The organism is Janthinobacterium svalbardense (genome assembly GCF_002327145.1).
In the GTDB taxonomy this organism is placed as follows: domain Bacteria; phylum Pseudomonadota; class Gammaproteobacteria; order Burkholderiales; family Burkholderiaceae_D; genus Janthinobacterium; species Janthinobacterium tructae.
This window is the reverse complement of record NZ_CP023422.1, coordinates 140,157-166,545: the sequence shown is the minus strand read 5'-3', so window position 1 is coordinate 166,545 and position 26,389 is coordinate 140,157. Positions and strand designations below refer to the sequence as shown.

Genomic DNA, 26,389 nt, shown 5'->3' with positions numbered 1-26,389 from the left:
GCACTGCACTTTTTTAGACTTTTCTTCGGAGAATCACTGTCATGCAACGTCTTTTTTTCTTGCTCACGATCCTGGGCACGCTCGTTCCCGGCCTGGCGCACGCCTGGTGGCAGCCCGACTGGGCTTACCGCAAACCCGTCACCGTCGATGCCGGCCCGAAGGCCGGCGCCGTGGGCGGCGATCCCGGCCGCATTCCCGTGCTGTTGCGCTTGCATTCGGGTAATTTCAACTTCGAGGGCGTCAGCGACAGCGGCGCCGACCTGCGCTTCGTGGCGGGCGACGATAAAACGGTGCTGAACCACCAGATCGAGCAATTCAACCCGCTGCTGGGCATCGCCCTGATCTGGGTCGACGTACCGGCCCTGACGGCCGGCACGCCACAGCAACTGTGGATGTACTACGGCAATCCGAAGGCGCCCGCTTCCGGCAATGGCCAGCGTACCTTCGACCCCGACTACAGCCTGGTGTACCACTTCGCCGAGCCGGGCGTGCCCTCGCGCGACAGCACCGCCTACGGCAACCATGCCCAGACGGCCGTGCCGGCGCTCGACGGTTCCGTCATCGGTGCCGGTGCCCGCCTGGGCAGCGCGCCCCTGATGCTGCCCGCCTCGCCTTCGCTGGCGCTGGCCGCCGCTGCGCCATTTACCTTCTCTGCCTGGGTCCGCCCGGACAGCCTGGGCCCGCAGCAAGTGCTGTATGCGCGCCGCGACGGCGCCAATGAATTGCTGATCGGTATCGACCAGGGCGTGCCGTTCGTGCAGGTAAATGGCCAGCGCAGCAAGCCTGGCCAGCCGATCCAGGCGGCGCAATGGTCGCACCTGGCGGTGAAGGCCGACAAAGCCAACGTGGCCCTGTATGTGGGCGGCCGTCCGGCCGTCTCGCTGGCTACCGCCCTGCCAGCCTTTACGACTGCCGCCTCGGTAGGCGCCGATGCGCCGCCGGTCGCCACCGGCACCGCCACCCTGGCCAACTTCACGGGAGCCATCGACGAGCTGCGCCTGTCGCGCACGGCACGTCCCGATGCGCTGTTGTTGGCCGATGCCGTTTCGCAAGGTTCTGAATCGCGCCTGGCCGTGTTTGGCGCCGATGAACAGCAGGCCGGTAAAAGCCATTTCGGCTTCATCATCGCCGCCATGCCGCTCGACGCCTGGATCGTCGTGGGCTTGCTGGGCCTGATGATGGCCTTGTCGTGGATCATCATGATCGGCAAGGGCCGCAGCTATGGCGCCATCGCGCGCGCCAATGCGCAATTCATGCAGTCGTTCCACGAAGCAGCCGGCGCGCCGCTCGACCACCTGGCGCGCAACGGCAAGCTGAGCGCTTCCGTGAAGACCGATTCCTCGCTGTGGCGTTTGTATGACGTGGCCATCGACGAGATGCGCCGCCGCCACGACCGTGGCTACGACCTGAACGCCGTGTCGAACGCGACGATCGGCGCCATCCGCGCCGCCATGGATGGCGTGATGGTGCGCGAAAGCGAGCGCATGTCGAAACGCATGATCTGGCTCTCGACCACCATCGAAGGCGCGCCGTATGTCGGCCTGTTCGGCACCGTGATCGGCATCATGCTGGTGTTCGTCGTGGCGGCCATGGCCGGCGCGGTGGACATCAACTCGGTGGCGCCGGGCATGGCCGCTGCGCTGCTGTGTACGGCTGCGGGCCTGGGCGTGGCGATTCCCGCGCTGTTCGGCTACAACTGGCTGTCCTCGCGTTCGGACGCCATCGTCGCCGATATGGCGGTCTTCGTCGATGAATTTGCCACGCGCCTGGCTGAAGAGCAGGGCGACGGACGGCAGATGCGTCCCGTGCTGCAACAGGCGTGAGGGGCACATAACCATGGCCACCTCCGCCAAGTTTACCCCCCGCAAGCGTAGCGGCGGCATCAACATCACGCCCTTCGTCGACGTGCTGCTGGTGGTGCTGGTGATCTTCATCCTGACCAGCAACGCCAGCATTCCGGGCATCAAGGTCGACCTGCCCAAGGCCAGCTCGGCCATGGCGCTGGAGAAACCGAAGACCAAGGCCATCACCATCGACAACGCGGGCCAGGTCTTCCTCGATGCCTATCCCGTCACCCTGCCGGAGCTGGAAGAGCGGCTGCGCACGGAAAAGGCCCTCACGCCCGACTTTCCCGTGATCGTGCGCGGCGATGCTGCCGTGCAATACGCGAAAGTGGTCGAAGTGCTCGACTTGCTGCGCCGCATCGACCTGAACCAGGTGGGCCTGGTGACCGGCAAGCCGGCATGAGGAGCGCAAGGTGAAGCGTGACGACATGATGAAGACGGCCGCCTCGGAACCGTCGGGCGCGGCGCAGTGGTGGCGCCGCTGGGGCGGCGTGGCCGGCGGCGCGCTGCTGGCCGCTGCGCTGGCCGCGCTGGTCTGGTATTTGCTGTCCGACACGGCGGCCACCAAGCGCGAAGTGGCGGCGCCGCCGATGCTGATGCTGCCACCGCCGCAACCGCCGCCGCCGGAACCGGAAAAACTGCCGGAACCGACGCCCGACAAGGTGGTGCCGGAAGTGTCGGAGCCGGAACCGACGCCGGCCGACAAGCCCATGGATGACGCGCCGGAAAGCCCGTCGCCGGACAAGGGCGACCCCGTCACCATCGACGGTGCGGCGCAGGCCGGCAGCGACGCCTTCGGCATCCAGGCCGGACGCGGCGGCGGCATGAGCGGCAGCGGCGGTGGCGGCGGCCTCGGTGCGGGATCGTATGGCCGCTATGTGGCCAATGCCTTGCAGATGGCGTTCGCCCGCGACCCGCGCACGCGCCAGCTGGCGTTCGCCGACATCCGCGTCGACCTGTGGCTCGATACGGAAGGCCGGACGTCGAAGGTCCACCTTGTGCAAGGCACGGGCAATGCGCAGACGGATGAGCAGGTGCTGGCCATGGTGCGCGACTTCCGCGCCGATGAGCGGCCGCCGGCGTCCCTGCGTTTCCCGGCTCGCGTATCCATTAAAGGCCGCCGGCCATAGCGTCCTTAATTCATATTAATTTTTACCGAAAGAAGCGATGAACCTCATATTTTCTTCCCCACAGCGCATGCGCCGCCTTCCGCTGGCGCTGGCCGCCTTCGCCCTGAGCATGGCGGCCGGTGCAGTGCAAGCCCAGGCCGCAGCACCGGCCGACAGCACCATGGTCAAACTGATCCGCGGCTTGATCCAGAGCGGCGCCCTGAACAAGGATGCCGGCGAGGCGCTGCTGGCGCAGGCGCAGAGCGAAGCGCTGGCCGCAGCGCAAGCCCGTCCGGCCGCCGCGCCGGCCGCCCTGGCGCAGGTACAGCCAGGCGACGTGCGCGTGCCGTATCTTTCACACACCGTGCGCGAGCAGATCCGCGACGAGATCAAGGGACAAGTGCTGGCCGAGGCGAAGGCGGGCGGCTGGGCGGCGCCGAATGAAACGCCGGCCTGGACCAAGCGCATTCGCGTCGAAGGCGATGTGCGCGCGCGCTACGAATCGCGCTACTACGACATGGCCAACAGCAATATCGAGATCGACTGGCGCTCGCTCAACAGCGGCAGCGGCTACGACGTCAATTCGAACACCAATCTGGCCCTGCCGGCGCTGCTGAACACGCGCGAAGACCGCAAGCACTTGCTGCGCGCGCGTGCCCGCCTGGGCATCCTGGCCGACATTTCCGACAGCACGCAAGCGGGCATCCGCCTGGCCAGCGGCAACGACGACAGCCCGGTATCGACCACGCAAACCCTGGGCGGTGGCCTGGGCAAGAAAAACATCTGGCTGGACCAGGCCTGGTTGTCGTACCAGCCCGCTTCCTGGCTGAAACTGACGGCGGGCCGCTTCGATAACCCGTTTGTGTCTGGCGATGAACTGTTTTCCAGCGAACTCAATTTCGACGGTATCGCCGCCAAGCTGCAGCAGCCGGTGGGCGAGAGCAAGGACGTCACCGTGTTCGGCACCCTGGGCCTGATTCCGCTCGAGTATTCGTCCGACAATGCGCCTAGCCGCAGCCAGGCAAAAATGTCCAGCGAAAACAAATGGCTGCTGGGCGCGCAGGTGGGCGCCTCGTGGAAGATCAATAGCGACCATCAATTGCGCGGCGCCCTGGCCTACTACAACTTCCGCAACATCAGCGGAGAATATTCGCAGCCGTGCGCCCTGTACGCAGGCGCCGATGGCTGCAGCACGGACTGGTCGCGTCCATCGAGCATGCAAAAGGGCAATAGCTTGATGCTGCTGCGCAATATCGCGCTCAATCCGCTCGACCCGGCGAATACACCGCAGCCGCAATTCGTGGGGCTGGCGTCGAAATTCCGCCTGGCCAATCTGAATGCGCGCTGGGATAGCAAGGTGGCCGGCGGCACGGACTTGCGCATCGAAGGCGATTATGTGCGCAACATGGCCTACGACAAGAGTGCCATGTGGGCGCGCGCCAAGGGCGGCATCATGAACAACTTCGGCGGCACGGGCGGCGTCTCGCAAGCCGATTTCAGGAGCGGCGGCAATGCCTACATGCTGCAGGCGACTCTGGGCAAGGCGAACACGCAAGCGCGCGGCGACTGGAACGTGCTGCTTGGCTACAAGCGCATCGAACCGGACGCTTTGCCTGACGCCTACAACGATTCCACCTTCCACCTGGGCGGCACGAATGCGCGCGGGTATTACCTGGGCGGCGCGTATGCGCTCGACAAGAATACGTGGCTGAATGGCCGCTGGACGTCGAGCCGCGAAGTGTTCGGTTCGGCGTTGTCGATCGACACCCTGCAAATCGAATTGAACGCGCGTTTTTAAGGAGCCATGATGTTGATATTCAACAAAACGCGCTTGCCGGTTTTACTGCTGATGCTGCTGGCCGGTGGCGCCGCCCAGGCGCAGGGACAGAAGGGGCAAAGCATGGAAGAGCGCCTGCGTGCCGAGTTGCGCAATGTCACGGCGCAATTGCAGCAGACGCGTGGCGAGCTGGAAGTGCTGAAAGCCAAGGGCGGGCCGGCCGCCAAGGCCGCGCCCGCTGCTGCCGCTGCGCCTGCCAGCGATGGCTTGAAGAAGGAGCTGGCCCGCAGCCAGTCGCAGCTGGCGCAGGAGCGCGCGCAGCGGGAAAAACTGGGCGAGCAGCAACAGCGCAGCGCCGCCGCCGCGCAAGAGGCAACGGCCAACCTGGCGCAATTGCGCCAGGCCAGCGAGCAACTGGCCGCCACGGGCAAGCAGATCGACGCGGAGCGTGCGCGCCTCGACGGCGAAGTGGCGTCGCAGCGCGGCGCCCTGGCGCGCTGCGAAAGCAAGAATGCCCAGCTGTATGCGGCCGGACAGGAAATCTTGCAAGCGTATGAAGGCCTGGACGTGCTGGACGTCATGCAGGCGCGCCAGCCGTTCGCCGCGCAAAGCCGCGTCAAGCTGGAACAAATCGCGCAGCAGTATGGCGACCAGCTGTACCAGGGGCGCTTCGATGCGCGTCAAACAGAAACGCCGGCCACGCCCGCGCCGGCCCCCCAATAGTTTACTTTTTTTTGAAATGAATGGAATGACGATGGAACACACCAACACCAACTTGCTGACCACCCTGAATGCGGAACAAACGGCCGAGGCCATCAAGGCGGCCGGCTGCGCCGTGACGAGCATCGAACACGACGGCGTCGTGCGCCTGCACAGTGCCAGCCATGGCATCGGCTTTCAAGTGCTGTGGGGCAATGAAACGGCGCCCGGCCAGTACGCGGACCTGACCCTGAGCTGCCCGCTGCGCGTGCAGGGCGGCGATTTGCCAGTCGGCTTGTTGGCCGAATGGCACCGCAGCAAGCGTTTTGCCCGTGTGGCCCAGCATGGCGATTTCGTCGTGCTGGAAATGGATGTGCTGGTCGCCGGTGGCGTCAGCCGCGAATACCTGAATATCAATCTGCAACTGTGGACGCAGATGATGGGCCAGTTCTTCTTGTTCTTGCGCAACTTTACGCCAGCCGATACGAGCACGGCACCGGTAGTCGAGGCCACCAGCGTGGCAGAAGAAGAAACTGTGCCGGCCTGACAAGAGCCGTCCACGGGCGGCGAAGATGGCCGGTGACGGGCCACTTTTGCCGCTTGCGGGTCTCAAGTGTCGTATTAAATACTTATTTTTTAGGCATCGCGCATTAAAACTGTTCAAAGAGCGTGTGTGAATCAAGCCAGCAACGCCTGTATGGCGGATAATATTGCCTGTTGCCGATTTGGATACGACCTTTACACAAAAATGCGCCCCATGGATTTTACCCGCGACGAAACCAGTGAAACCCCAGTTGCCCCGGCCAGCGCGCCGGGAGCGCCTTTGCCGTATGCTATCGCCACCTGGCTGCAGCGGGTGGAGGCTGCCGCCCATCCGAAGGCCGTGCTGAGCATTGCCGAACCAGACCCCAAACTCAACGCCCATCGATTGATCTACGTGCTGGCGCCCACCAGCGGTGGCCGCCACGTGGCCCTGTGCCTGTACAAGGCGCGGCTGCGGCCAAATGGCGACGTGGCGGCCGCTACTCCCATCAGCGAAATCTTTTCGCTGCTGTCTGCGCCGCCCACGTTTTTGACGCCAGCCGACGAAGACCTCGTGCGTTTCTTCGTGGCCATGCGCAGCGGGCAGAACTCGCAGACGGGCAGCGCCACGGAGCCGAAGGGCAAGGTGGGCGCGGCCCTGCTGAAAATGCTGGCCGAGCAGGATAAACTGTTGTGGGCCAATTCCTGGGCCGATGTCGGCAATGGCCTCGTGTACCCGTTGAAGGAAGGTCCCGTGCGTCCCGCGCGCCTGTTCTGGCGCGACGAAGGCAAGACCATGCGCCTGGGCTGGCAAGTGGACCCGCCGGAAGGCGCGAAGCACCATGGCGCCGACCAGATCGACTACATGCTGCCCACCGATCCGCCGTGGTACATCGACAACCTGTCGTGCGGCGTGCTGGAACTGAACCAGGGCGGCTCCGACATTTCCCTCGCCGATCTACAAGCGCTGGTGGCACAGGCGCCGCCGTTGAATGCGAACGACAAGGTGCGCGTGTCGCAACTGCTGCTGGCGCAAGGCTTGCAGCATTTGATGCCGCTGCCGCAACCGTTGCCGCAGCGCTTGCGCAAGGACGTGCCGGCGCAACCGGTCTTGCTGCTCGACAGCGCCCTGCTGGCCGATGGCAGCGCGCAGCGCTGGAGCGATTTCGCCGTGCTGTCCTACGACTACGATGGCGAGCGCGTCGCGTTCGACCCGTCGCAGCGCGTGGTGCGGCAAGTGGGCGAGGTGACGGAAATTATCCAGAGAAATACGCTCGATGAAGCGCGCGCCCTGGCCACCCTGGCCGAGCTGCAATTCAAGAAGCCGGGCTCCGCGCCCTTGAGCGGCTTGAAGGGCGCCTTGCAACTGCCTTCCCAGGCGGAATGGCTGCGGTTTGCCGAGTCCGGCATCGATGCCTTGCGCAAGCAGGGCTGGATCGTGGAAAAGACGGCCAAGTACCGCTACGACGTGAGCGAAGCCGGTGACTGGTACGCGGAGATCGACGACCAGGACCCGGACAGCGGCAACGCCTGGTTCGAGCTGGAACTGGGCATCGTCGTCAACCAGGAAAGAGTGCCGCTGCTGCCCGTGCTGGTGCAGTTGATCCGCAACGCGCCCAACGATTTCAACCCGAAAGTCATCGAAGCGCATGCCGATGATGACCAGATGCTGGCGACCTTGCCGGACGGCACGCGCGTCGCGCTGCCGTGGGGCAGAGTGCGCCCGATCCTCAACACCTTGGGGGAACTGTACTTCAGCGACAAGATCAAACATGCGGTGCGCATGTCGACCCTGGACGCGGCGCGCCTGGAAGAGCTGGCGCGTGGCCTGGAACTGCGCTGGACGGGCGGCGAGCAGTTGCGCGCCATGGGCCGCAAGCTGAGCCAGTTCGGTTCTGTGCAAAAAGTGGCGGCGCCAGCCGGGCTGCAGGCCACCCTGCGCGACTACCAGGCCGATGGCCTGGCGTGGATGCAATTCCTGCGCGACCATGACCTGGCCGGTATTTTGGCCGATGACATGGGCCTCGGCAAGACCGTGCAAACCCTGGCGCATATCCTGGTGGAAAAGGAAGCGGGACGCCTCACGCATCCGGCCCTCGTGATTGCACCGACGAGCCTGATGGGCAACTGGCAGGACGAGGCGGCCAAGTTCGCGCCCAGCCTGAAAGTGTTGCTGCTGCAGGGCAAGGACCGCGCGCAGCAATTCGACCAGATCGATCAATGCGACCTGGTGCTGACCACCTACGCCCTGTTGCCGCGCGACGAGGAAACCCTGCGCGAGCACGATTTCCACCTGGTCATCCTCGACGAATCGCACTACATCAAGAATACGCGCAGCAAGGCGGCGCAAAGCGCGGGCCTGCTGCGCGCGCGCCACCGCCTGTGCCTGTCCGGCACGCCGCTGGAAAATCATTTGGGCGAACTGTGGTCGCAATTCCACTTCCTGCTGCCGGGCTTGCTGGGTGACGAGAAGACCTTCAATACCCAGTTCCGCCATCCGATCGAGCGCCAGGACGACCCGCTGCGCCGCATGCTGCTGAACCGCCGCATCAAACCGTTCCTGCTGCGCCGCACGAAGGACAATGTGGCCAAGGAACTGCCGCCGAAGACGGAAATGGTGCGCAAGGTGGAATTGACGGGTCCGCAGCGCGACCTGTATGAAACCGTGCGTCTGGCGATGGATCAAAAAGTACGCGAAGAAATCGACAAGAAAGGCGTGGCGCGCAGCCAGATCGTCATCCTCGAAGCGCTGCTGAAACTGCGCCAGGTCTGTTGCGATCCCCGTCTGGTGAAATCCTTGCCGGCGAAGAAGCAGTCGGCCGGTTCGGCCAAGCTGATTGATTTGATGCAGATGGTGGAAGACTTGCTCGACGAAGGGCGCAAGATCCTCGTCTTCTCGCAATTTACCAGCATGCTGGAATTGATCGAGGAAGAGCTCGAATCGCGCGACATTCCCTACGCCTTGCTGACGGGCGAGACGAAGGACCGGGGCGCGCAAGTGGCGGCCTTCCAGCAGGGCGCCGTGCCCATCTTCCTGATCAGCCTGAAGGCGGGCGGCGTGGGCTTGAACCTGACGGCGGCCGACACGGTCATCCACTACGATCCGTGGTGGAATCCGGCGGCGGAAAACCAGGCCACCGACCGTGCCTGGCGCATCGGCCAGGACAAGCCCGTGTTCGTCTACAAATTGATTGCGAAGGGCACGCTGGAAGAAAAAATCCAGCTGCTGCAGCAAAAGAAATCGGAACTGGCGCAATCGATCCTGGCCGAAGGCGAAGCGCAGAAGATGGCGCTCACGCAGGAAGACTTGCAGCAGATTTTCGCCCCACTGGAAGATTAAGGGCGCCGCACGCTTATACTTGGCGCTTCTTTCTTGCCAGGTATAAAGCATGCTGCCCTTTCTCTTCCTGCTGCTTGCCGGCGCCATCCTCATGGCGCTGCGTTGCGTCCAGTTGCGCCGCGCCCTGCTAAGCGCGCGGGCGGGCGAAGCGCAGTTCCGCCTGCTGGCCGAACACGGCCGCGATGCGGCCTTCCTGCTCGACGCCACTACCCTCGAATTATTGTATATCAGCCCCGCCGCGCAGCGCCTGACGGGCCATGACGTTACGGCCTTGCGCGCGCACGCGGCGCGTCTGGCGCAAGACCTGCCGGCCCGGCTGCAGCGCTGGCACGCTGGCGACACCAGCCGTTTATCCCTGCTGCGCGAAGTGGAACTGCCGCATGCCGACGGGCATCTACTGGCGCTGGAAATCAGCTCGACCATCGTGCCCGCCGCACCGGGGCGGGGCGAAACCGTCGTGGGCACGCTGCGCGACGTCAGCGCCTTTCACGCGCAGGAAACGGAACGGGAAAAGGAGCAAAAGCGCTTCGCCTCGATGCTGTCGCACGAATTCCGCACGCCGCTGGCCACCATCGACGGCGCCATCCAGCGCCTCGTCTCGACGTCGAAAGACGCCGACGAGGCCACGCGCAAGCGCTACGTGAAAATCCAGATGGCCGTCGACCGTTTGTTGGCCATGATCGACGACTATCTGTCGCCCGAACGCATGGCGGCCATCGGCCGCGAGCGGGCCGCCGACGGCATCGCGCCGCTGGCCTTGCTGCAGCAGGCGGTCGCCACCGTACCGGCCAGCCACACCGTGCAGCTGGAACTGGACGAGGACTTGCCCGCCAGGCTGCGCTGCGACGTGCCCGGCATGGCCCTGTGCCTGAAAATCCTGCTGGACAATGCCGTCAAGTTCAGCCCGCCGGGGAGCAGCATCACCGTGTCGGCCAGGCTGGTGCCCGAGGGCGGTGTGGCCCTGTGCGTGCGCGATGCGGGGCCCGGCTTGCGGGAAGAAGAACTGGCGCAGCTGTTCGATAAAGGAAGCCGTGGAAGCCATGCCACGCATCCCGGTGCGGGCCTGGGCCTGTACATGGCGCGCGCCGTGGTGGACGTGCATGGGGGGAGTTTGCAGGGGCATAATCTGCCCGAAGGCGGGGCGCTTTTCCGCATTTGGCTGCCGCTTCCTGTCTAGACAAGGAAAAGCCTTGCTTCCGCTGAAGGCAACCGTGATAATTCCTTGACGTAAACCTATTGTGCCGTCCATCATGGTGCAGAAGTGAATGGCATGGTTTGCCCACGGTAGCTCACTAACGGAAGAATGGCGTTGCAATGACGAAAATACTGATCGTCGAAGACAATCTGGACTACGCCGAAGACATGGCGGAGTTTCTCGTTGAGCTCGAACACGAAGTTCATATCACCAGCTCCGCTGGCGGGATGTGGACGGCGTTGAGCCATGGCAATGTCGGCGTGGTCGTGCTGGACCTGGGCTTGCCTGACGAGGACGGCTTCAACGTCATCCCCCGCATGCGCCAGCTGTATCCGCAAATCGGCGTGCTGGTGCTGACGGGGCGTGTCGCTTTCGACAGCCGCATCCTGGGCTTGCGCCTGGGCGCCGACCACTATCTGACCAAGCCGATCAAGTTTCCCGAACTGGCCGCCCACATCGAGGCGCTCGACCGCCGCGTGGGTCCGCAAGATCCCGTGCCGGAACCAGGCAAGTGGACCTTGAAAGTAAGCGCACGCCAACTTGAGTTGATGGGCGCCGTCATCGCCCTGACGGAAAAGGAATTCAACTTCCTGCACTTGCTCACCATCAACACCCGCCCCGTGCCGCGCGACGTCATCGTGGCCGGCATGGGCGGCGAAGATCCCGATGCGGGCCGCCGGGTCGACATGCTCGTGTACCGCCTGCGCAAGAAAGCCAAGACCGGCCTGGGCCAGGACTTGCCGCTGCGTAGTGCGTATGGCGAAGGCTACAGCCTGTCAGCCAGCTTTAATCTGTCCTGATCGTCCCTATTGCGCCGCCCGCAAGCGGGCGGTAGCATAAAAGGGACAGAGTCCATCATTTTTCGGCGTATTTTTAATAAAACAGGGTCAGAGTCGTTCCTTGTATGCAAAGTGTGTAAAATCAAGGTCTTAGCCTTCATTTTATGACTTTGCCATGGCCCGTTTGCCCCGTCTCATCATTCCCTCACTGCCCCATTACGTGATCCAGCGCGGCAGCAACCGTCAGCCGGTGTTCCAGGACGCGTCCGACTACGCACAATTCCTGTCCTGGCTGAAAGCGGGCGCGAAAATGTTCAAAGTGGCCATCCACGCCTATGTTTTATTGCCTGATCAGCTACATTTGTTGGCCACGCCCAGCGATGCCACGGGGCTGGGGCAGCTGATGCAGTGGCTGGGACGCTATTACGTGCCGTACTTCAATCAAAAATACGGCCGCGAAGGTGCTTTGTGGCAGGGACGCTACAAAACCTCCGTCATTGATGCCGACAATTTCTTCCTGACTTGCTGCCGCTACCTGGAATGCGTGCCCGTGCAAACAGGCCTGGCGGCCCAGGCGCTGGACCATGCGTGGTCCAGCTATGCCCACCATGCCGGCGTGCGTCCCGATCCCCTCATCACCGACCACGCGCTGTACTGGGGGCTGGGCAACACGCCGTTCGACCGCGAGGCGGCGTATCTGCGCCTGGTCGAGCAGGGACTGGGCAGCAGCCAGGTGAAAGTGGTGGAAGAGGCTGTATTGAAGGGCTGGCCGCTGGGTTCCGACGCTTTCAAGCAGGCGCTGGAGCAGAAAATGCAGCGGCAAGTACTGCCTGCCAAGCGGGGCCGTCCCCGAAAAATCGCGGCCGCAACGGATGCCGTGAAAAGTATTCGCATTTAAAACAAAAAATGGTTTCGTTCTGACGTTTTATTGAAATCGGTTCGACTATGTCCCTATTAAATTTTTAGAGCTTCAGAATTGAATTTAATTCGACTCCGACCCTAATTGTTCTAGTTGAGTTTTTTGTTGCGTTGCACTACTCTAGTTTTTCGATACTCACTGCAGCGGAGAAGCCCATGAAAGCGCAAGGCCTGTACGACCCAGCCAATGAACACGATGCCTGCGGCGTCGGTTTCGTCGCCCATATCAAGGGCAACAAGACCCATTCGATCGTCGAACAGGGTTTGCTGATTCTGAAAAACCTCGATCACCGGGGCGCCGTGGGCGCCGATGCGTTGATGGGCGATGGCGCCGGCATCCTGATCCAGATTCCTGACCAGTACTACCGCGAAGAAATGGCCAAGCAGGGCGTGGAATTGCCGCCGCCTGGCGAATACGGCGTGGGCATGGTCTTCCTGCCGAAGGAACACGCGTCGCGCATCGCTTGCGAACAGGAAATCGAACGCGCCGTGCGCATCGAGGGCCAAGTCGTGCTGGGTTGGCGCAACGTGCCCATCGATACGGACATGCCGATGTCGCCCACCGTGCGCGCCAAGGAACCGGTCATCCGCCAGATCTTCATCGGTCGCGGCCCGGACATCATGGTCACCGACGCGCTCGAGCGCAAACTGTATGTGATCCGCAAATCGTCGGGCCACGCCATCCAGGCCTTGAAGCTGCTGCACGGCAAGGAATTCTTCGTGCCATCGATGTCGGCCCGTACCATTGTGTACAAGGGCTTGCTGCTGGCCGACCAGGTGGGCGTGTATTACAAGGACTTGCAGGATGCGCGCTGCATCTCGGCCCTGGCCCTGGTGCACCAGCGTTTCTCGACGAATACTTTCCCCGAATGGCCGCTGGCCCACCCGTACCGTTTGATCGCGCACAATGGCGAGATCAACACGGTGAAAGGCAACTTCAACTGGATGCGCGCGCGCGAAGGCGTGATGAAGTCGGCCGTGCTGGGCGACGACCTGCAGAAACTCTTTCCGTTGATCTATGAAGGCCAGTCCGACACGGCGTGCTTCGACAATGCGCTGGAACTGCTGTTGATGGCCGGTTATCCGATCGCCCAGGCGATGATGATGATGATCCCGGAAGCGTGGGAAAACCACACGACGATGGATGACAACCGCCGTGCCTTCTATGAATACCACGCGGCCATGATGGAACCGTGGGACGGCCCCGCCGCCATGGCGTTTACGGATGGCCGCCACATCGGCGGCACCCTGGACCGCAACGGCCTGCGTCCGGCGCGCTACATCGTCACGGACGACGACCTGGTGGTGATGGCGTCGGAATCGGGCGTGCTGCCGATTCCTGAGTCGAAAATCATCCAGAAATGGCGCTTGCAGCCTGGCAAAATGTTCCTGATCGACCTGGAAGCGGGCCGCATCATCGACGACCAGGAGCTGAAAAACACCTACGCCAACGCCAAGCCGTACAAGGCGTGGATCAACTCGGTGCGCATCAAGCTCGACGAGATCAAGATGGCCGAAGGCCAAGCCAAGCAAGACCGTGCCCAGGGCGAAAAAGAGCAGCCATCGTTGCTGGACCGCCAGCAGGCGTTCGGCTACACACAGGAAGACTTGAAATTCCTCATGGCGCCGATGGCCGTGGCCGGCGAAGAGGCGACGGGCTCGATGGGCAATGACTCGCCGCTGGCCGTCATGTCGAACAAATTGAAGCCTTTGTATAACTACTTCAAGCAATTGTTCGCGCAAGTGACGAATCCGCCGATCGACCCGATCCGCGAAGCGATGGTGATGTCACTGGTGTCCTTCATCGGCCCGAAACCGAACTTGCTCGATACGAACAACGTCAACCCGCCGATGCGCCTGGAAGTGGCGCAGCCCGTGCTGGGCTTTGACGACATGGCGCGTTTGCGCAACATCAGCGCCCACACGGGCGGCAAGTTCAAGTCGTATGAACTCGATATCTGCTACCCGCTGGCCTGGGGCAAGGAAGGCGTGGAAGCGTGCCTGGCCTCGCTGTGTGCGGAAGCCGTCGACGCCGTCAAGTCCGGCCACAACATCCTGATCGTCTCGGACCGCGCGATTTGCGCCGACCAGGTGGCGATCCCAGCGCTGCTGGCCACCTCGACCGTGCACCAGCACCTGGTGAGCAAGGGCTTGCGCGCCTCCACCGGCCTCGTCGTGGAAACGGGCTCGGCCCGCGAAACGCACCACTTCGCCCTGCTCGCTGGCTATGGCGCGGAAGCCGTCCATCCGTATCTGGCCATGGAAACCCTGGCCGAGATGGCGCACGGCTTGCCCGGCGATTTGTCGGCCGAGAAAGCCATTTATAACTACACCAAGGCGGTGGGTAAAGGCTTGATGAAGGTCATGTCGAAGATGGGCATTTCGACGTATATGTCGTACTGCGGCGCGCAAATCTTCGAAGCCATCGGCTTGAACAAGTCGCTGGTGGACAAATACTTCAAGGGCACGGCGTCGAACGTGGAAGGCATCGGCGTGTTTGAAGTGGCGGAAGAAGCGCTGCGCCTGCACGCGCTGGCCTTCGGCAACGATCCCGTGCTGGCTGACAAGCTCGACGCGGGCGGCGAATACGCATTCCGCGTGCGTGGCGAAGACCACATGTGGACGCCGGATGCGATTGCGAAGTTGCAGCATTCCACGCGCAGCAACAATTTCTCCAGCTATAAAGAGTACGCGCAAATCATCAACGACCAGAGCCGTCGCCACCTGACCCTGCGCGGCCTGTTCGAGTTCAAGCTCGATCCGACCAAGGCGATCCCGCTCGACGAAGTGGAACCGGCCAAGGAAATCGTCAAGCGCTTCGCTACCGGCGCCATGTCGCTCGGCTCCATCAGCACGGAAGCGCACGCGACCCTGGCGGTGGCCATGAACCGCATCGGCGGCAAGTCGAACACGGGCGAGGGCGGCGAAGATCCGAACCGCTACGTGCAGGAATTGAAGGGCATCCCGATCCGCCAGGGCGACACCATGGCATCCATCGTGGGCGCCGAGCAGATCGTCGTCGATATTCCGCTGCAGGAAGGCGATTCCATGCGCTCGCGCATCAAGCAGGTGGCGTCGGGACGTTTCGGCGTCACGGCCGCCTACCTGAACTCGGCCGACCAGATTCAGATCAAGATGGCGCAAGGCGCGAAACCGGGCGAAGGTGGCCAGTTGCCGGGCCATAAAGTGTCCGAATACATCGCCAGCCTGCGCTTTTCCGTGCCGGGCGTGGGCCTGATTTCGCCACCGCCGCACCACGACATCTATTCGATCGAAGATCTGGCGCAGCTGATCCATGACTTGAAGAATGCCAATCCGCGTGCCTCGATTTCCGTGAAACTGGTGTCGGAAGTGGGCATCGGCACGGTCGCTGCCGGCGTCACCAAGGCCAAAGCCGACCACGTGGTGGTCGCCGGCCACGACGGCGGCACGGGTGCCTCGCCATTGTCGTCCGTGAAGCATGCGGGTACGCCGTGGGAGCTGGGTCTGGCAGAAACGCAACAAACGCTGGTCTTGAATGGCTTGCGCAGCCGCATCCGCGTGCAGGCCGACGGCCAGATGAAGACGGGCCGCGACGTGGTCATCGCCGCCCTGCTGGGCGCTGACGAGATCGGCTTCGCCACGGCGCCGCTGGTGGTCGAAGGCTGCATCATGATGCGCAAATGCCATTTGAACACGTGCCCGGTGGGCGTGGCCACGCAAGACCCCGTCCTGCGCGCCAAGTTTTCCGGCAAGCCTGAGTATGTCGTCAATTACTTCTTCTTCGTGGCCGAAGAAGCCCGTCAATTGATGGCGCAGCTGGGTATCCGCACGTATGATGAATTGATCGGCCGCGTCGACTTGCTGGATAAATCGAAGGCGATTTCGCACTGGAAGGCGCAAGGCCTGGACTTCTCGGCCATCTTCTACAAGCCGGAAACACCAAGCGGCCAAGCCTGCCGCCACGTGGAATTCCAGGACCATGCGCTGGAGAAGGCACTGGACCACAAGCTGATCGCGCAAGCGCGCGCGGCGCTGGAGAAGGGCGAACGCGTCTCCTTCATCTCGCCCGTGCGCAACGTCAACCGCACGGTGGGCACCATGCTGTCCGGCGAAGTGGCGAAGAAATATGGCCACGCCGGCTTGCCGGACGACACCATCCACATCCAGCTGCAAGGCACGGCGGGCCAGTCGGCCTGCGCCTTTCTGGCGCACGGCATCACGATCGACCTGGTGGGCGAGGGCAACGATTACGTCGGCAAAGGCTTGTCCGGCGGACGCATCATCGTGCGGCCCAATACCGAGTTCCGTGGCTGGGCGGTGGACAACATCATCATCGGCAACACGGTGTTGTACGGCGCCATTGCCGGCGAAGCCTTCTTCAATGGCGTGGCCGGTGAACGCTTTGCCGTGCGCAACTCGGGCGCCACCACGGTCGTCGAGGGCCTGGGCGACCATGGCTGCGAATACATGACGGGCGGCACCGTCGTGGTGCTGGGCAACACGGGACGCAACTTCGCGGCCGGCATGTCGGGCGGTATCGCCTATGTATATGACCCGCTGGGTGACTTTGCCAGCAAGTGCAACACGGCCATGGTCAGCCTGGACAAGGTCGTGTCGGCAGCGGAACAGCATCTCGACCGCGATGCCTGGCATACGCAGCACCGCGACGGCGTGCCGGAAGCCGACGAGGTCATCCTCAAGCGCCTGATCGAGCGTCACTTCAAGCACACGGGCAGCACCCGCGCCCGCGTCCTGCTGGACGATTGGGCTGTGGCGCGCGGCAAGTTCGTGAAAGTCTTCCCGAACGAATACAAGCGCGCGCTGATTGAAATGGCAGCGGACGCCGCCATGGAAGTACAAGCCGTCGCCGCCTGAGCCAGCCGAGATGAATGTGAAGGGAGCGGCCGCGCCGCTCCCGCCAGCTAAAAATACAAAGGAACTATCGTGGGTAAAATTACCGGCTTCATGGAATTCAAGCGCCAGGACGAGCACTATCTGGAGCCTGCCGCGCGCCTGAAGAACTACAAGGAATTCGTGCTGCACCTGTCGGATGCGCAAGCCACCGTGCAAGGTGCGCGCTGCATGGATTGCGGCATTCCCTTCTGCACCACGGGTTGTCCCGTGAATAACATCATTCCTGACTGGAATGACCTGGTGTACCGCGGCGCCTACCGCGAAGCGCTCGACATCTTGCATTCGACCAATAACTTCCCGGAATTTACGGGCCGCATCTGCCCGGCGCCGTGCGAGTCGGCTTGCACCCTGGGCATCCACGAAGATCCGGTCGGCATCAAGTCGATCGAGCATAAAATCATCGACATGGGCTGGGAGCACGGCTGGGTCACGCCGCAGCCGGCCCCTTTCAGCACGGGCAAGAAAGTGGCCATCGTCGGTTCCGGCCCTGCCGGCCTGGCGGCGGCGCAGCAGCTGGCGCGCGCCGGCCATGCCGTCACCGTGTTTGAAAAGAGCGACCGGGTCGGTGGTTTGTTGCGTTATGGCATCCCTGACTTCAAGATGGAAAAATCGCACATCGACTTGCGCGTGAAACAGATGGAAGCCGAAGGCGTGGTCTTCCGCACCAGCGTGCTGGTCGGCAAGGATTTCCCTGCCCACGTCAACAACTGGGCCAAGGAAACCATTTTCCCGGAAGACCTGGAAAAAGAATTTGACGCCGTCATCATGGCCGGCGGCGCCGAGCAGCCGCGCGACTTGCCCGTGCCGGGCCGCGAACTGAAAGGCGTGCACTTCGCCATGGATTTCCTGCCGCTGCAAAACAAGGTCAACGCGGGCGACAAGCTCAAGGACCAGATCAAGGCGACGGGCAAGCACGTGGTGGTGATCGGCGGCGGCGACACGGGCTCCGACTGCGTGGGTACCTCGAACCGCCATGGCGCCGCCTCGGTGGCCCAGTTCGAACTGATGCCGCAGCCGCCGGAACAGGAAAACAAGCCGCTGGTCTGGCCGTACTGGCCGACCAAGCTGCGCACCTCGTCCTCGCATGAGGAAGGCTGCGAGCGCGACTGGGCCGTGGCCACCAAGCGTTTCGAAGGCAAGGGCGGCAAGGTGGAAAAGCTGATCGCCTGCCGCGTGGAGTGGAAAGACGGCAAGATGAGCGAAGTGCCGAACTCGGAATTCGAGATGAAGGCCGACCTGGTCTTCCTGGCCATGGGTTTTGTTTCCCCTGTGCAACAAGTTCTGCAAGCGTTCGGTGTCGATACGGATGCGCGCGGCAACGTCAAGGCCAGCACGGACGGCCAGGGTTGCTACCAGACGTCGGTGGCCAAGGTGTTTGCCGCCGGCGACATGCGCCGTGGCCAGTCGCTGGTGGTCTGGGCCATCCGCGAAGGGCGCCAGTGTGCGCGCGCCGTCGATGAGTTCCTGATGGGGGCATCCCTGCTGCCACGCTAATTAACGAGCAATTGTTCGTTTTTTTGACAGGGCCACGGCGCGGATTGCGGCGTGGCCTTTGTTATTTGACTTATCAAGTCAATAACCTTGAGCGCCATCGGATGGGGACGCGATGCGCTGGTCAAATTTCCACTACAATATCTGACTTTCGATTCATTAGTGTTGTATTCTTCCCCTTTACGGGGCTGTCCCAAGGGGTGTCTCAGCAGAGGTTGGCGTTTCTGCACTACAATACGCCATTAAAATAGTGAGCTTCGTCGTGCCAAATCTTGTTGAGATCCGTGATTTACACTTTGCCTATGGAGAACGTTCGATTTTATCGGGCCTTCAAATGGATTTCCCACGTGGAAAAGTTGTGGCCGTCATGGGTGGCTCCGGCAGTGGCAAGACGACCGTATTGCGCCTGATCGGCGGACAGCTGCGCCCCAGTTCCGGCTCCGTGAATATCGACGGCCAGATCGTGCATACGCTCAAGACCGACGAGTTATACCAGTTGCGCCGCAAGATGGGCATGCTGTTCCAGCACGGCGCCCTGTTTACGGACTTGACGGCGTTCGAAAACGTGGCGTTCCCCTTGCGCGAACACACGGATCTGAATGAAGAGCTGATCCGCACCCTGGTGCTGATGAAGCTGCACGCGGTGGGGCTGCGCAATGCGGCGCAATTGAAGCCGGCCGAAATCTCGGGCGGCATGGGCCGCCGCGTGGCGCTGGCGCGCGCCATCGCGCTCGACCCCGAACTGATCATGTACGACGAGCCGTTCGCCGGCCTGGATCCGATTTCCATGGGCGTGACGGCCAATTTGATCCGCAATCTGAACGATGCGCTGGGTTCCACGTCTATCCTGGTATCGCACGACGTGAAGGAGTGTTTCGCCATCGCTGATTATGTGTATTTTCTATCATCGGGCAAGATCGTGGCGCACGGCACGCCGGCCCAGATGGCCGTGTCGACGCATCCGTACGTCAAGCAGTTCGTCAATGCCGAGGCCGATGGCCCCGTGCCGTTCCACTATCCGGGCAAGTCGCTGGCCGACGACCTGGGCTTGCACGCGGGAGCGGGCCGATGATCGCGCGGTTCCTGGCGGCGATCGGAGCATGGTTGCGGCGGTCAGTACAAGACCTCGGCTTTGCCGTGCGTTCGTTTTTTATCATCATCGCTTCCTCGGGGGGCCTGTGGCGCCGTCCGGGCCTGGTAATCGAGCAACTGTTTTATCTCGGCAGCCGTTCGGTGGTGATCATCGCCGTGTCCGGCCTGTTTGTCGGCATGGTGCTGGGTTTGCAAGGCTATTACACACTGAGTACCTTTGGCGCGACGCAGTCGCTGGGGCAGTTGGTGGCGCTGTCCTTGATGCGTGAGCTGGGTCCGGTCGTCACGGCGCTGCTGTTCGCGGGCCGCGCCGGCACCTCGCTGACGGCGGAAATCGGCCTGATGAAGGCGGGCGAGCAATTGTCGGCCATGGAAATGATGGCCGTCAACCCGATCCAGCGCGTGCTGGCGCCCCGTTTCTGGGCTGGCGTGATCGCCATGCCTATCCTGGGTGGCATCTTCACGGCCGTCGGTGTCATCGGCAGTTACCTGGTCGGCGTGGTGCTGATCGGCGTCGATGAAGGCTCGTTCTGGTCGCAGATGCAGGGCGGTGTGGATGTCTGGAAAGATATCGGCAATGGTACCTATGTCAAAAGCATGGTCTTCGGCATTGCGGTGACATTCATCGCGCTGTTCCAGGGGTACCAGGCACAGCCGACGCCGGAAGACGTGTCCGGCGCCACCACGCGCACGGTGGTGATTTCGTCGTTGATGGTGTGGTGGCTCGATTTCATGATGACGGCGTTGATGTTTAGCAAGTAATTGCCGATTAGCGAACAACAGCTGGCCTGGGCAAGATGCTGCGCAGGCGGCAGCAAGTAAAAATTATTTAGGATTGTTTATGCAACGTAAATCTATAGATGTCTGGGTCGGCTTGTTCGTCTTGCTCGGTGTGGCGGCATTGATGTTTCTGGCGCTCAAGGCCGGCAATATGAGCTCGCTGTCTTTCAGCAAGACGTATACCATTACTGCCAAGTTCGACAATATCGGCGGCCTCAAGCCGCAGGCGCCTGTCAAGGGCGCTGGCGTGGTGGTGGGGCGCGTGGCGGAGATCCGCTTTGACGACAAGACGTATCAGGCGCTGGTGAAACTCGACATCGAAGATGGCTACAAATTTCCGAAAGACAGCTCGGCCAAGATTTTGACGGCCGGTTTGCTGGGTGAGCAGTATATCGGCCTGGAAGCAGGCGGCGATCTGACGAACCTGGCAGAGGGCGACAAGATTGCCCGTACTCAATCGGCCACAGTGCTGGAAGACCTGATCAATCAGTTCATCTACAGCAAGGCAGCGGAAGGAAAGGACAGCAAATGAGCGAGTCGACCAAACAATCCCAAGGCAGCCTGGCGCGTATCGGCCTGGCCCTGGCCATCGCCGCCAGCGTGAGCGCTTGCGCCACCGGCACCAATCCGCGCGACCCGCTGGAAGGGTATAACCGCGCCATGTTCAAGTTCAACGACACCGTCGACAAGGTGGCGCTGAAACCGGTCGCCACGGCCTACAAGACGGTCACGCCATCGTTCGTGCAAACGGGTGTGGGCAACTTCTTCGGCAACTTGTCCGATGTCTGGAGCGCCGTGAACAATTTGCTGCAAGGCAAGGGTGAAGCGGGTTTGCAAGACGTCGTGCGCGTCAGCATGAACTCGACCTTCGGTATTCTCGGCCTGATCGACATCGCTTCGCAGGCGGGCATTCCGAAGCATAACGAAGACTTTGGCCAGACCCTGGGCTGGTATGGCATCCAGCCAGGTCCGTATGTGATGCTGCCGCTGCTGGGCCCATCGACCGTGCGCGACACGGTGGCCCTGCCGCTCGATATGACGGGCGACCCATGGCGCTACAAGGATCCGGTCAATGTGCGCAATATCGGTACGGTGACGCGCGTGGTCGACAAGCGCGCCGCGCTGCTCGACGCGACCAACCTGATGGAAGCGGCCGCGCTGGACCGCTATGAATTCATCCGCGACGGCTTCCTGCAGGCGCGCGAAAGCAAGGTTTTCGATGGCGACACGGACCGCCGCGACCGCAAAGTGCCAAAAAACGACACCAGCGATTATGCGCCGGAGTACGATGCGCAACCGCAGCTTGTCCCAGCGGAAACGCCGCCTGCGACGGCAGCGGCCGATGTGGCGCCCGCGGACCTCGTAACATCTGGTAGCAATACCGTGGCTTCCGAGGCAAGGCCCCAGGAGTAAACTCCGGTACAGAAACACCACGGCTGCGATCAACGTCAGCCGGTGCATAGCAACACCATGAAAGGTAGAACCATGAAATTGATGAAACAACTGCTGGCGATGGCGACCATCGCCTTTGCCACCGCCGCCCAGGCCGCCCCGGCGACGGAAGCGCCGGACGTATTGGTCAAACGCATCAGCCAGGACGTGATCGACACGGCCAAGGCCGACAAGGCGATCCAGGCTGGCGATATCAAGCGCGTCACCGAATTAGTGGAAAGCAAGATCCTGCCGTATGTGGATTTCCAGCGCATGACGGCCCTGGCCGCTGGCCGCTTCTGGCGCGACGCCACGCCGGACCAGCAAAAGCAGCTGTCCGCGGAATTTCGCACCTTGCTGATCTACACGTATTCGGGCGCCCTGTCGCAGATCAAGAACGAAACCGTGGAATTCAAGCCGATGCGCGCCGAACCTGGCGATACGGAAGTGGAAGTGCGCTCGCAGGTGAACGTGGCGCGCGGCGAACCCGTGCCCCTGAACTACCGCGTGGCGAAAACCCCGTCCGGCTGGAAGATCTATGACATCAACGTGCTGGGCGCGTGGCTGGTGGAAACGTACAAAAGCAGCTTCGCCAGCGAGATCAGCAAGGGCGGCATCGATGGCCTGATCAAGACCTTGCAGGCAAAAAACAAGGCCCTGGCCAGCCGTCCGACCGTCAAAGCCAAATAATCGGCTATCATATAGCTCCTGAACCAGCTCCAGACCAGCGCAGCCCGACGCCATGCCCGACTCTCTCGACACCTTGCAATCCCTGACTTCCCTGACCGTGCACAATGCCACTGTGGCATTGGAGCAGGGTATGGATGCCATCCGCTCGGGTCAGACCAAGTTCGACTTGCGCAACATCAAGGCTGTCGATTCGGCCGCCGTTTCCGTCATGCTGACGTGGCAGCGCGCCGCGCAGGATGCGGGCGGCGTGCTGGAGCTGAAAAACCTGCCGAACAACCTGAAAAACCTCACCAAGCTGTATGGCGTCTGCTCGCTCGTCTCGAGCACACTGAGCGCCGACGACTGCGGCAGCGCCGACGGCCACGCCGAACGCAGCCCGTCCGACCTGCATCATCATTGATCCTGTCCCACTCCCCGCATCAGCAGTAGCTTTCAAGCCGGCAGGCCAGCAGCGCCGCCGGATTGATCTCCAAGTGTTCCACGAATTTTCCAACTATAATTGACTGTTGCGCCGTCCTCGTCTGAAGGGGGCGCCCTGCACCGGCCTGCCGGCCTGGATGTTTCCGGCAACTGGCGCATCACACCAGACGCATTACACTTGAAACAAGCACATGACCGCAATTCAAATCACGAATGTAGAAAAGAGCTATAAATCGCTCAAGGCGCTGGGCGGCGTGTCGCTGGCCATCGAGGAAGGCGAATTTTTCGGCCTGCTCGGCCCGAATGGCGCCGGCAAGACGACCCTCATTTCCATCATCGCCGGCCTGATACGCCCCGACGCGGGCACCGTCAAGATCCATGGCCACGATGTGGTCAAGGACTTCCGCAATGCGCGCCGCAACCTGGGCGTGGTGCCGCAGGAGCTGGTGTTCGACCCGTTTTTCACCGTGCGCGAAACCCTGCGTCTGCAGTCCGGCTATTTCGGCCTGCCGAACAACGACAAGTGGATCGACGAGGTCATGGAAAACCTCGACCTGACCGGCAAGGCCGACACGAACATGCGCGCCCTGTCCGGCGGCATGAAGCGCCGCGTGCTCGTGGCCCAGGCGCTGGTGCACAAGCCGCCCGTCATCGTGCTCGATGAGCCGACGGCCGGCGTCGACGTGGAGCTGCGCCAGACCCTGTGGAAGTTCATCTCGCGCCTGAACCGCGAAGGTGGTCACACGGTCGTCCTGACCACCCACTACCTGGAAGAGGCGCAAGCCATGTGCCAGCGTGTCGCCATGCTGAAAACCGGCAAGGTGGTGGCGCTCGATACCATGTCGGCCCTGATCCGCCGCATCGCCGGCTCGCAGCTGCAGGTGCACCTCAAACACGGCAGCCTGCCGGCCGACCTGCAGCACCTGGTGCTGCACCCGGAAGAACAGCAGACGCCGAACAAGTTCAGCCTGCGCGTCAACGAATACAGCGAAGTCGAGAAAATCCTCGCCCGCCTGCGTGAAGCGGGCGTCGAGATCGACGAAATGCAATTGCAACAAGCCGACCTGGAAGATATCTTCTTGCAGATCATGGATAAAGGTACCGTATGATTTCGACAGGATTTCGCACCCTCGTCTACAAAGAGACGCTGCGCTTCTGGAAAGTGGCGACGCAAACCGTGGCCGCGCCCGTGCTCACGTCGATGCTGTACCTGCTGGTGTTCGGCCATGTGTTGGATGGCCGCGTGGAGCCGAGCCCCGGCGTCAGCTACACGGCCTTTTTGATTCCCGGCCTGGTGATGATGAGCGTGCTGCAAAACGCGTTCGCCAATTCCTCGTCCTCGCTGATCCAGTCCAAGATCACGGGCAACCTGGTGTTCGTGCTGCTGACGCCCCTGTCGCACTGGGAAATCTTCTCGGCATATGTACTCGCTTCCGTCGCGCGCGGCCTGGCCGTGGGCTTTGGCGTGTTTGCCATCACTTGCTGGTTCGCCGACCTGTCGTTTGTCGCACCGCTGTGGATCGTCATCTTCGCCTTCCTGGGCGCTGCCATGCTGGGCACCATGGGCCTGATCGCCGGCATCTGGGCCGAGAAATTCGACCAGCTTGCCGCCTTCCAGAACTTCCTGATCATGCCAGCCACCTTTTTGTCGGGCGTGTTCTATTCGATCCACTCACTGCCGCCGTTCTGGCAGACGGTATCGCACCTGAACCCCTTCTTTTACATGATCGACGGCTTCCGCTACGGCTTCTTCGGCGTGTCCGACGTCAGCCCGTGGCTCAGTCTTTCCATCGTCGCCGGCTTCCTCGTGATCCTGGCGCTGGCATCGATCCGCCTGCTGAAAAGCGGTTACAGATTGCGCCATTGATTGCGGCACATCCCATTACTACCCTATTCAATATCAAGGACTTATCGTGACCACCACTCCAGAACTGATCCACGGCTACCTGTCGGCCGGCCTCGAATGCACGCACCTCGAAGTGGAGGGCGATGGCCAGCACTTCCAGGCCGTGATCGTCTCGCCCGCGTTTGCCGGCAAGCGCCTGATCGCCCGCCACCAGATCGTCTATGCGGCGCTGGGCGACCGCATGCGCGAGGAAATCCACGCGCTGTCGATGAAAACCCTGACACCTGAAGAATTCCAAGGATAAGCACATGGACAAACTCCTCATCAACGGCGGCAACCGCCTGAACGGCGACATCGCCATCTCCGGCGCGAAAAACGCCGCCTTGCCCATCCTGTGCGCGGGCCTGCTGACTGCGGGCGACCTGGACCTGACCAACGTGCCGCACTTGCACGACGTGGCCACCATGTTGAAACTGCTGGGCCAGACGGGCCTGAAGGTGCAGCAGGACGGCGACCGTGTGGTGTTGAACGGCAGCGCCATCACCACCCTGGAAGCGCCGTATGAACTGGTGAAAACCATGCGCGCCTCGATCCTGGTGCTGGGCCCCATGCTGGCGCGCTTCGGCGAAGCCAAGGTCTCGCTGCCGGGCGGCTGCGCCATCGGTTCGCGCCCCGTCGACCAGCACATCAAGGGCCTGGAAGCGCTGGGCGCCGAGATCCGCATCGAGGCCGGCTACATCTACGCCAAGTGCGCCAAGCTGAAAGGCGCGCGCATCGTCACCGACATGATCACCGTCACCGGCACCGAGAATCTGCTGATGGCCGCGACCCTGGCCGACGGTGAGACCATCCTGGAAAACGCCGCCTGCGAGCCGGAAGTAACCGACCTGGCGCACCTGTTGGTGGCCATGGGCGCGAAGATCGACGGCATCGGCACCAGCCGCCTGGTGATCCAGGGCGTCGACGCCTTGCATGGTGCTTCGCACGCGGTCATCGCCGACCGTATCGAGACGGGCACCTTCCTGTGCGCCGTGGCGGCCACCGGCGGCGACATCACGCTGCGCAATGTGCGCACCGATATCCTCGATGCGGCGCTCGACAAGCTGCGCGCCATGGGCCTGACGATGACCTTCGGCGCCGACTGGATCCGCGCGGAGATGTCGGCCCGTCCGAACCCCGTCAGCTTCCGCACCACGGAATATCCGGGCTTCCCGACCGACATGCAGGCGCAGTTCATGGCCGTCAACACCATCGCCAACGGCGCCAGCCGCGTCACCGAGACGATTTTTGAAAACCGCTTCATGCACGTGCAGGAAATGAACCGCCTGGGCGCCGACATCACCATCGAAGGCAACACGGCCATCATCGCCGGCGTCAAGCAGCTGCGCGGCGCGCCCGTGATGGCGACCGACCTGCGTGCCTCGGCATCGCTGGTGATCGCGGCCCTGGCCGCCGATGGCGAAACCCTGATCGACCGCATCTATCACCTCGACCGCGGCTACGACCGCATGGAAGTGAAGCTCTCCGCCGTCGGCGCGAACATCGTACGCATCAAATAAC

General features: G+C 62.4%; 22 protein-coding genes. All 22 read left to right on the top strand.

The window, feature by feature from the left end; translation table 11 throughout:
- Positions 1-41: 41 nt before the first annotated feature.
- The 22 genes from CNX70_RS00715 to murA all read left to right on the top strand — a co-directional run bounded on the left by CNX70_RS00715 (position 42) and on the right by murA (position 26,388).
- A complete protein-coding gene (locus tag CNX70_RS00715; RefSeq protein ID WP_096232657.1) occupies positions 42-1,823 on the top strand; it encodes a DUF2341 domain-containing protein in 1,782 nt (593 codons plus the stop codon).
- 13 nt (positions 1,824-1,836) lie between these two features.
- Positions 1,837-2,247 (top strand): ExbD/TolR family protein, encoded by a 411-nt coding sequence (locus CNX70_RS00710; protein WP_034753784.1) that lies wholly within the window; start codon positions 1,837-1,839, stop codon positions 2,245-2,247.
- Positions 2,248-2,257: 10 nt separating this feature from the next.
- Entirely contained in the window at positions 2,258-2,974 is a 717-nt protein-coding gene (locus CNX70_RS00705; RefSeq protein WP_244198991.1) for a hypothetical protein, read from the top strand.
- Positions 2,975-3,011: 37 nt separating this feature from the next.
- Positions 3,012-4,751 carry a putative porin gene (locus tag CNX70_RS00700; RefSeq protein ID WP_096232655.1) on the top strand — a complete coding sequence of 580 codons (1,740 nt, stop codon included), beginning with the start codon at positions 3,012-3,014 and terminating at the stop codon, positions 4,749-4,751.
- A 6-nt stretch (positions 4,752-4,757) separates the two neighbouring features.
- Positions 4,758-5,453: a hypothetical protein gene (locus CNX70_RS00695; protein WP_096232652.1), complete on the top strand. Its 696-nt coding sequence runs from the start codon at positions 4,758-4,760 to the stop codon at positions 5,451-5,453.
- Positions 5,454-5,484: 31 nt separating this feature from the next.
- Positions 5,485-5,976 (top strand): YbjN domain-containing protein, encoded by a 492-nt coding sequence (locus tag CNX70_RS00690; RefSeq protein ID WP_244198990.1) that lies wholly within the window; start codon positions 5,485-5,487, stop codon positions 5,974-5,976.
- A gap of 210 nt (positions 5,977-6,186) precedes the next feature.
- On the top strand, positions 6,187-9,291 hold the full coding sequence (locus tag CNX70_RS00685; RefSeq protein WP_096232648.1) for a DEAD/DEAH box helicase: 3,105 nt from the start codon (positions 6,187-6,189) through the stop codon (positions 9,289-9,291).
- Positions 9,292-9,340: 49 nt separating this feature from the next.
- Positions 9,341-10,468 carry a PAS domain-containing sensor histidine kinase gene (locus CNX70_RS00680; RefSeq protein WP_096232646.1) on the top strand — a complete coding sequence of 376 codons (1,128 nt, stop codon included), beginning with the start codon at positions 9,341-9,343 and terminating at the stop codon, positions 10,466-10,468.
- Positions 10,469-10,605: 137 nt separating this feature from the next.
- Positions 10,606-11,286, top strand: coding sequence for a response regulator transcription factor (locus CNX70_RS00675; RefSeq protein ID WP_034753797.1), 681 nt, complete (start codon positions 10,606-10,608; stop codon positions 11,284-11,286).
- 154 nt (positions 11,287-11,440) lie between these two features.
- Entirely contained in the window at positions 11,441-12,163 is a 723-nt protein-coding gene (locus tag CNX70_RS00670) for a transposase (protein WP_096232644.1), read from the top strand.
- A gap of 176 nt (positions 12,164-12,339) precedes the next feature.
- The gene (locus tag CNX70_RS00665; protein ID WP_096232642.1) at positions 12,340-17,040 is read left to right on the top strand and encodes a glutamate synthase-related protein; all 4,701 of its coding nucleotides are present in this window, start codon (positions 12,340-12,342) and stop codon (positions 17,038-17,040) included.
- Between the two features lie 69 nt (positions 17,041-17,109).
- A complete protein-coding gene (locus CNX70_RS00660) occupies positions 17,110-18,573 on the top strand; it encodes a glutamate synthase subunit beta (RefSeq protein ID WP_096232640.1) in 1,464 nt (487 codons plus the stop codon).
- 259 nt (positions 18,574-18,832) lie between these two features.
- On the top strand, positions 18,833-19,642 hold the full coding sequence (locus CNX70_RS00655) for an ABC transporter ATP-binding protein (protein ID WP_096238208.1): 810 nt from the start codon (positions 18,833-18,835) through the stop codon (positions 19,640-19,642).
- Complete coding sequence (gene mlaE, locus CNX70_RS00650) at positions 19,639-20,424, top strand: lipid asymmetry maintenance ABC transporter permease subunit MlaE (protein ID WP_096232637.1); 786 nt, start codon at positions 19,639-19,641, stop codon at positions 20,422-20,424. The genes CNX70_RS00655 and mlaE overlap by 4 nt, the downstream gene beginning before the upstream one ends.
- A gap of 79 nt (positions 20,425-20,503) precedes the next feature.
- A complete protein-coding gene (gene mlaD, locus CNX70_RS00645; RefSeq protein WP_096232635.1) occupies positions 20,504-20,974 on the top strand; it encodes an outer membrane lipid asymmetry maintenance protein MlaD in 471 nt (156 codons plus the stop codon).
- A complete protein-coding gene (locus tag CNX70_RS00640; protein ID WP_096232633.1) occupies positions 20,971-21,855 on the top strand; it encodes an MlaA family lipoprotein in 885 nt (294 codons plus the stop codon). The genes mlaD and CNX70_RS00640 overlap by 4 nt, the downstream gene beginning before the upstream one ends.
- Before the next feature lie 72 nt (positions 21,856-21,927).
- Positions 21,928-22,563, top strand: a complete 636-nt coding sequence (locus CNX70_RS00635; RefSeq protein WP_096232631.1) for an MlaC/ttg2D family ABC transporter substrate-binding protein — start codon at positions 21,928-21,930, stop codon at positions 22,561-22,563.
- Between the two features lie 52 nt (positions 22,564-22,615).
- On the top strand, positions 22,616-22,963 hold the full coding sequence (locus CNX70_RS00630; protein WP_096232629.1) for an STAS domain-containing protein: 348 nt from the start codon (positions 22,616-22,618) through the stop codon (positions 22,961-22,963).
- A gap of 211 nt (positions 22,964-23,174) precedes the next feature.
- Positions 23,175-24,092, top strand: a complete 918-nt coding sequence (locus CNX70_RS00625; RefSeq protein WP_096232627.1) for an ABC transporter ATP-binding protein — start codon at positions 23,175-23,177, stop codon at positions 24,090-24,092.
- Positions 24,089-24,850 (top strand): ABC transporter permease, encoded by a 762-nt coding sequence (locus CNX70_RS00620; RefSeq protein ID WP_070290316.1) that lies wholly within the window; start codon positions 24,089-24,091, stop codon positions 24,848-24,850. The genes CNX70_RS00625 and CNX70_RS00620 overlap by 4 nt, the downstream gene beginning before the upstream one ends.
- A 46-nt stretch (positions 24,851-24,896) precedes the next feature.
- Positions 24,897-25,133, top strand: coding sequence for a BolA family protein (locus CNX70_RS00615; protein WP_010402134.1), 237 nt, complete (start codon positions 24,897-24,899; stop codon positions 25,131-25,133).
- Between the two features lie 4 nt (positions 25,134-25,137).
- Entirely contained in the window at positions 25,138-26,388 is a 1,251-nt protein-coding gene (murA, locus tag CNX70_RS00610; protein ID WP_096232625.1) for a UDP-N-acetylglucosamine 1-carboxyvinyltransferase, read from the top strand.
- The last annotated feature ends 1 nt before the right edge of the window (position 26,389 follow it).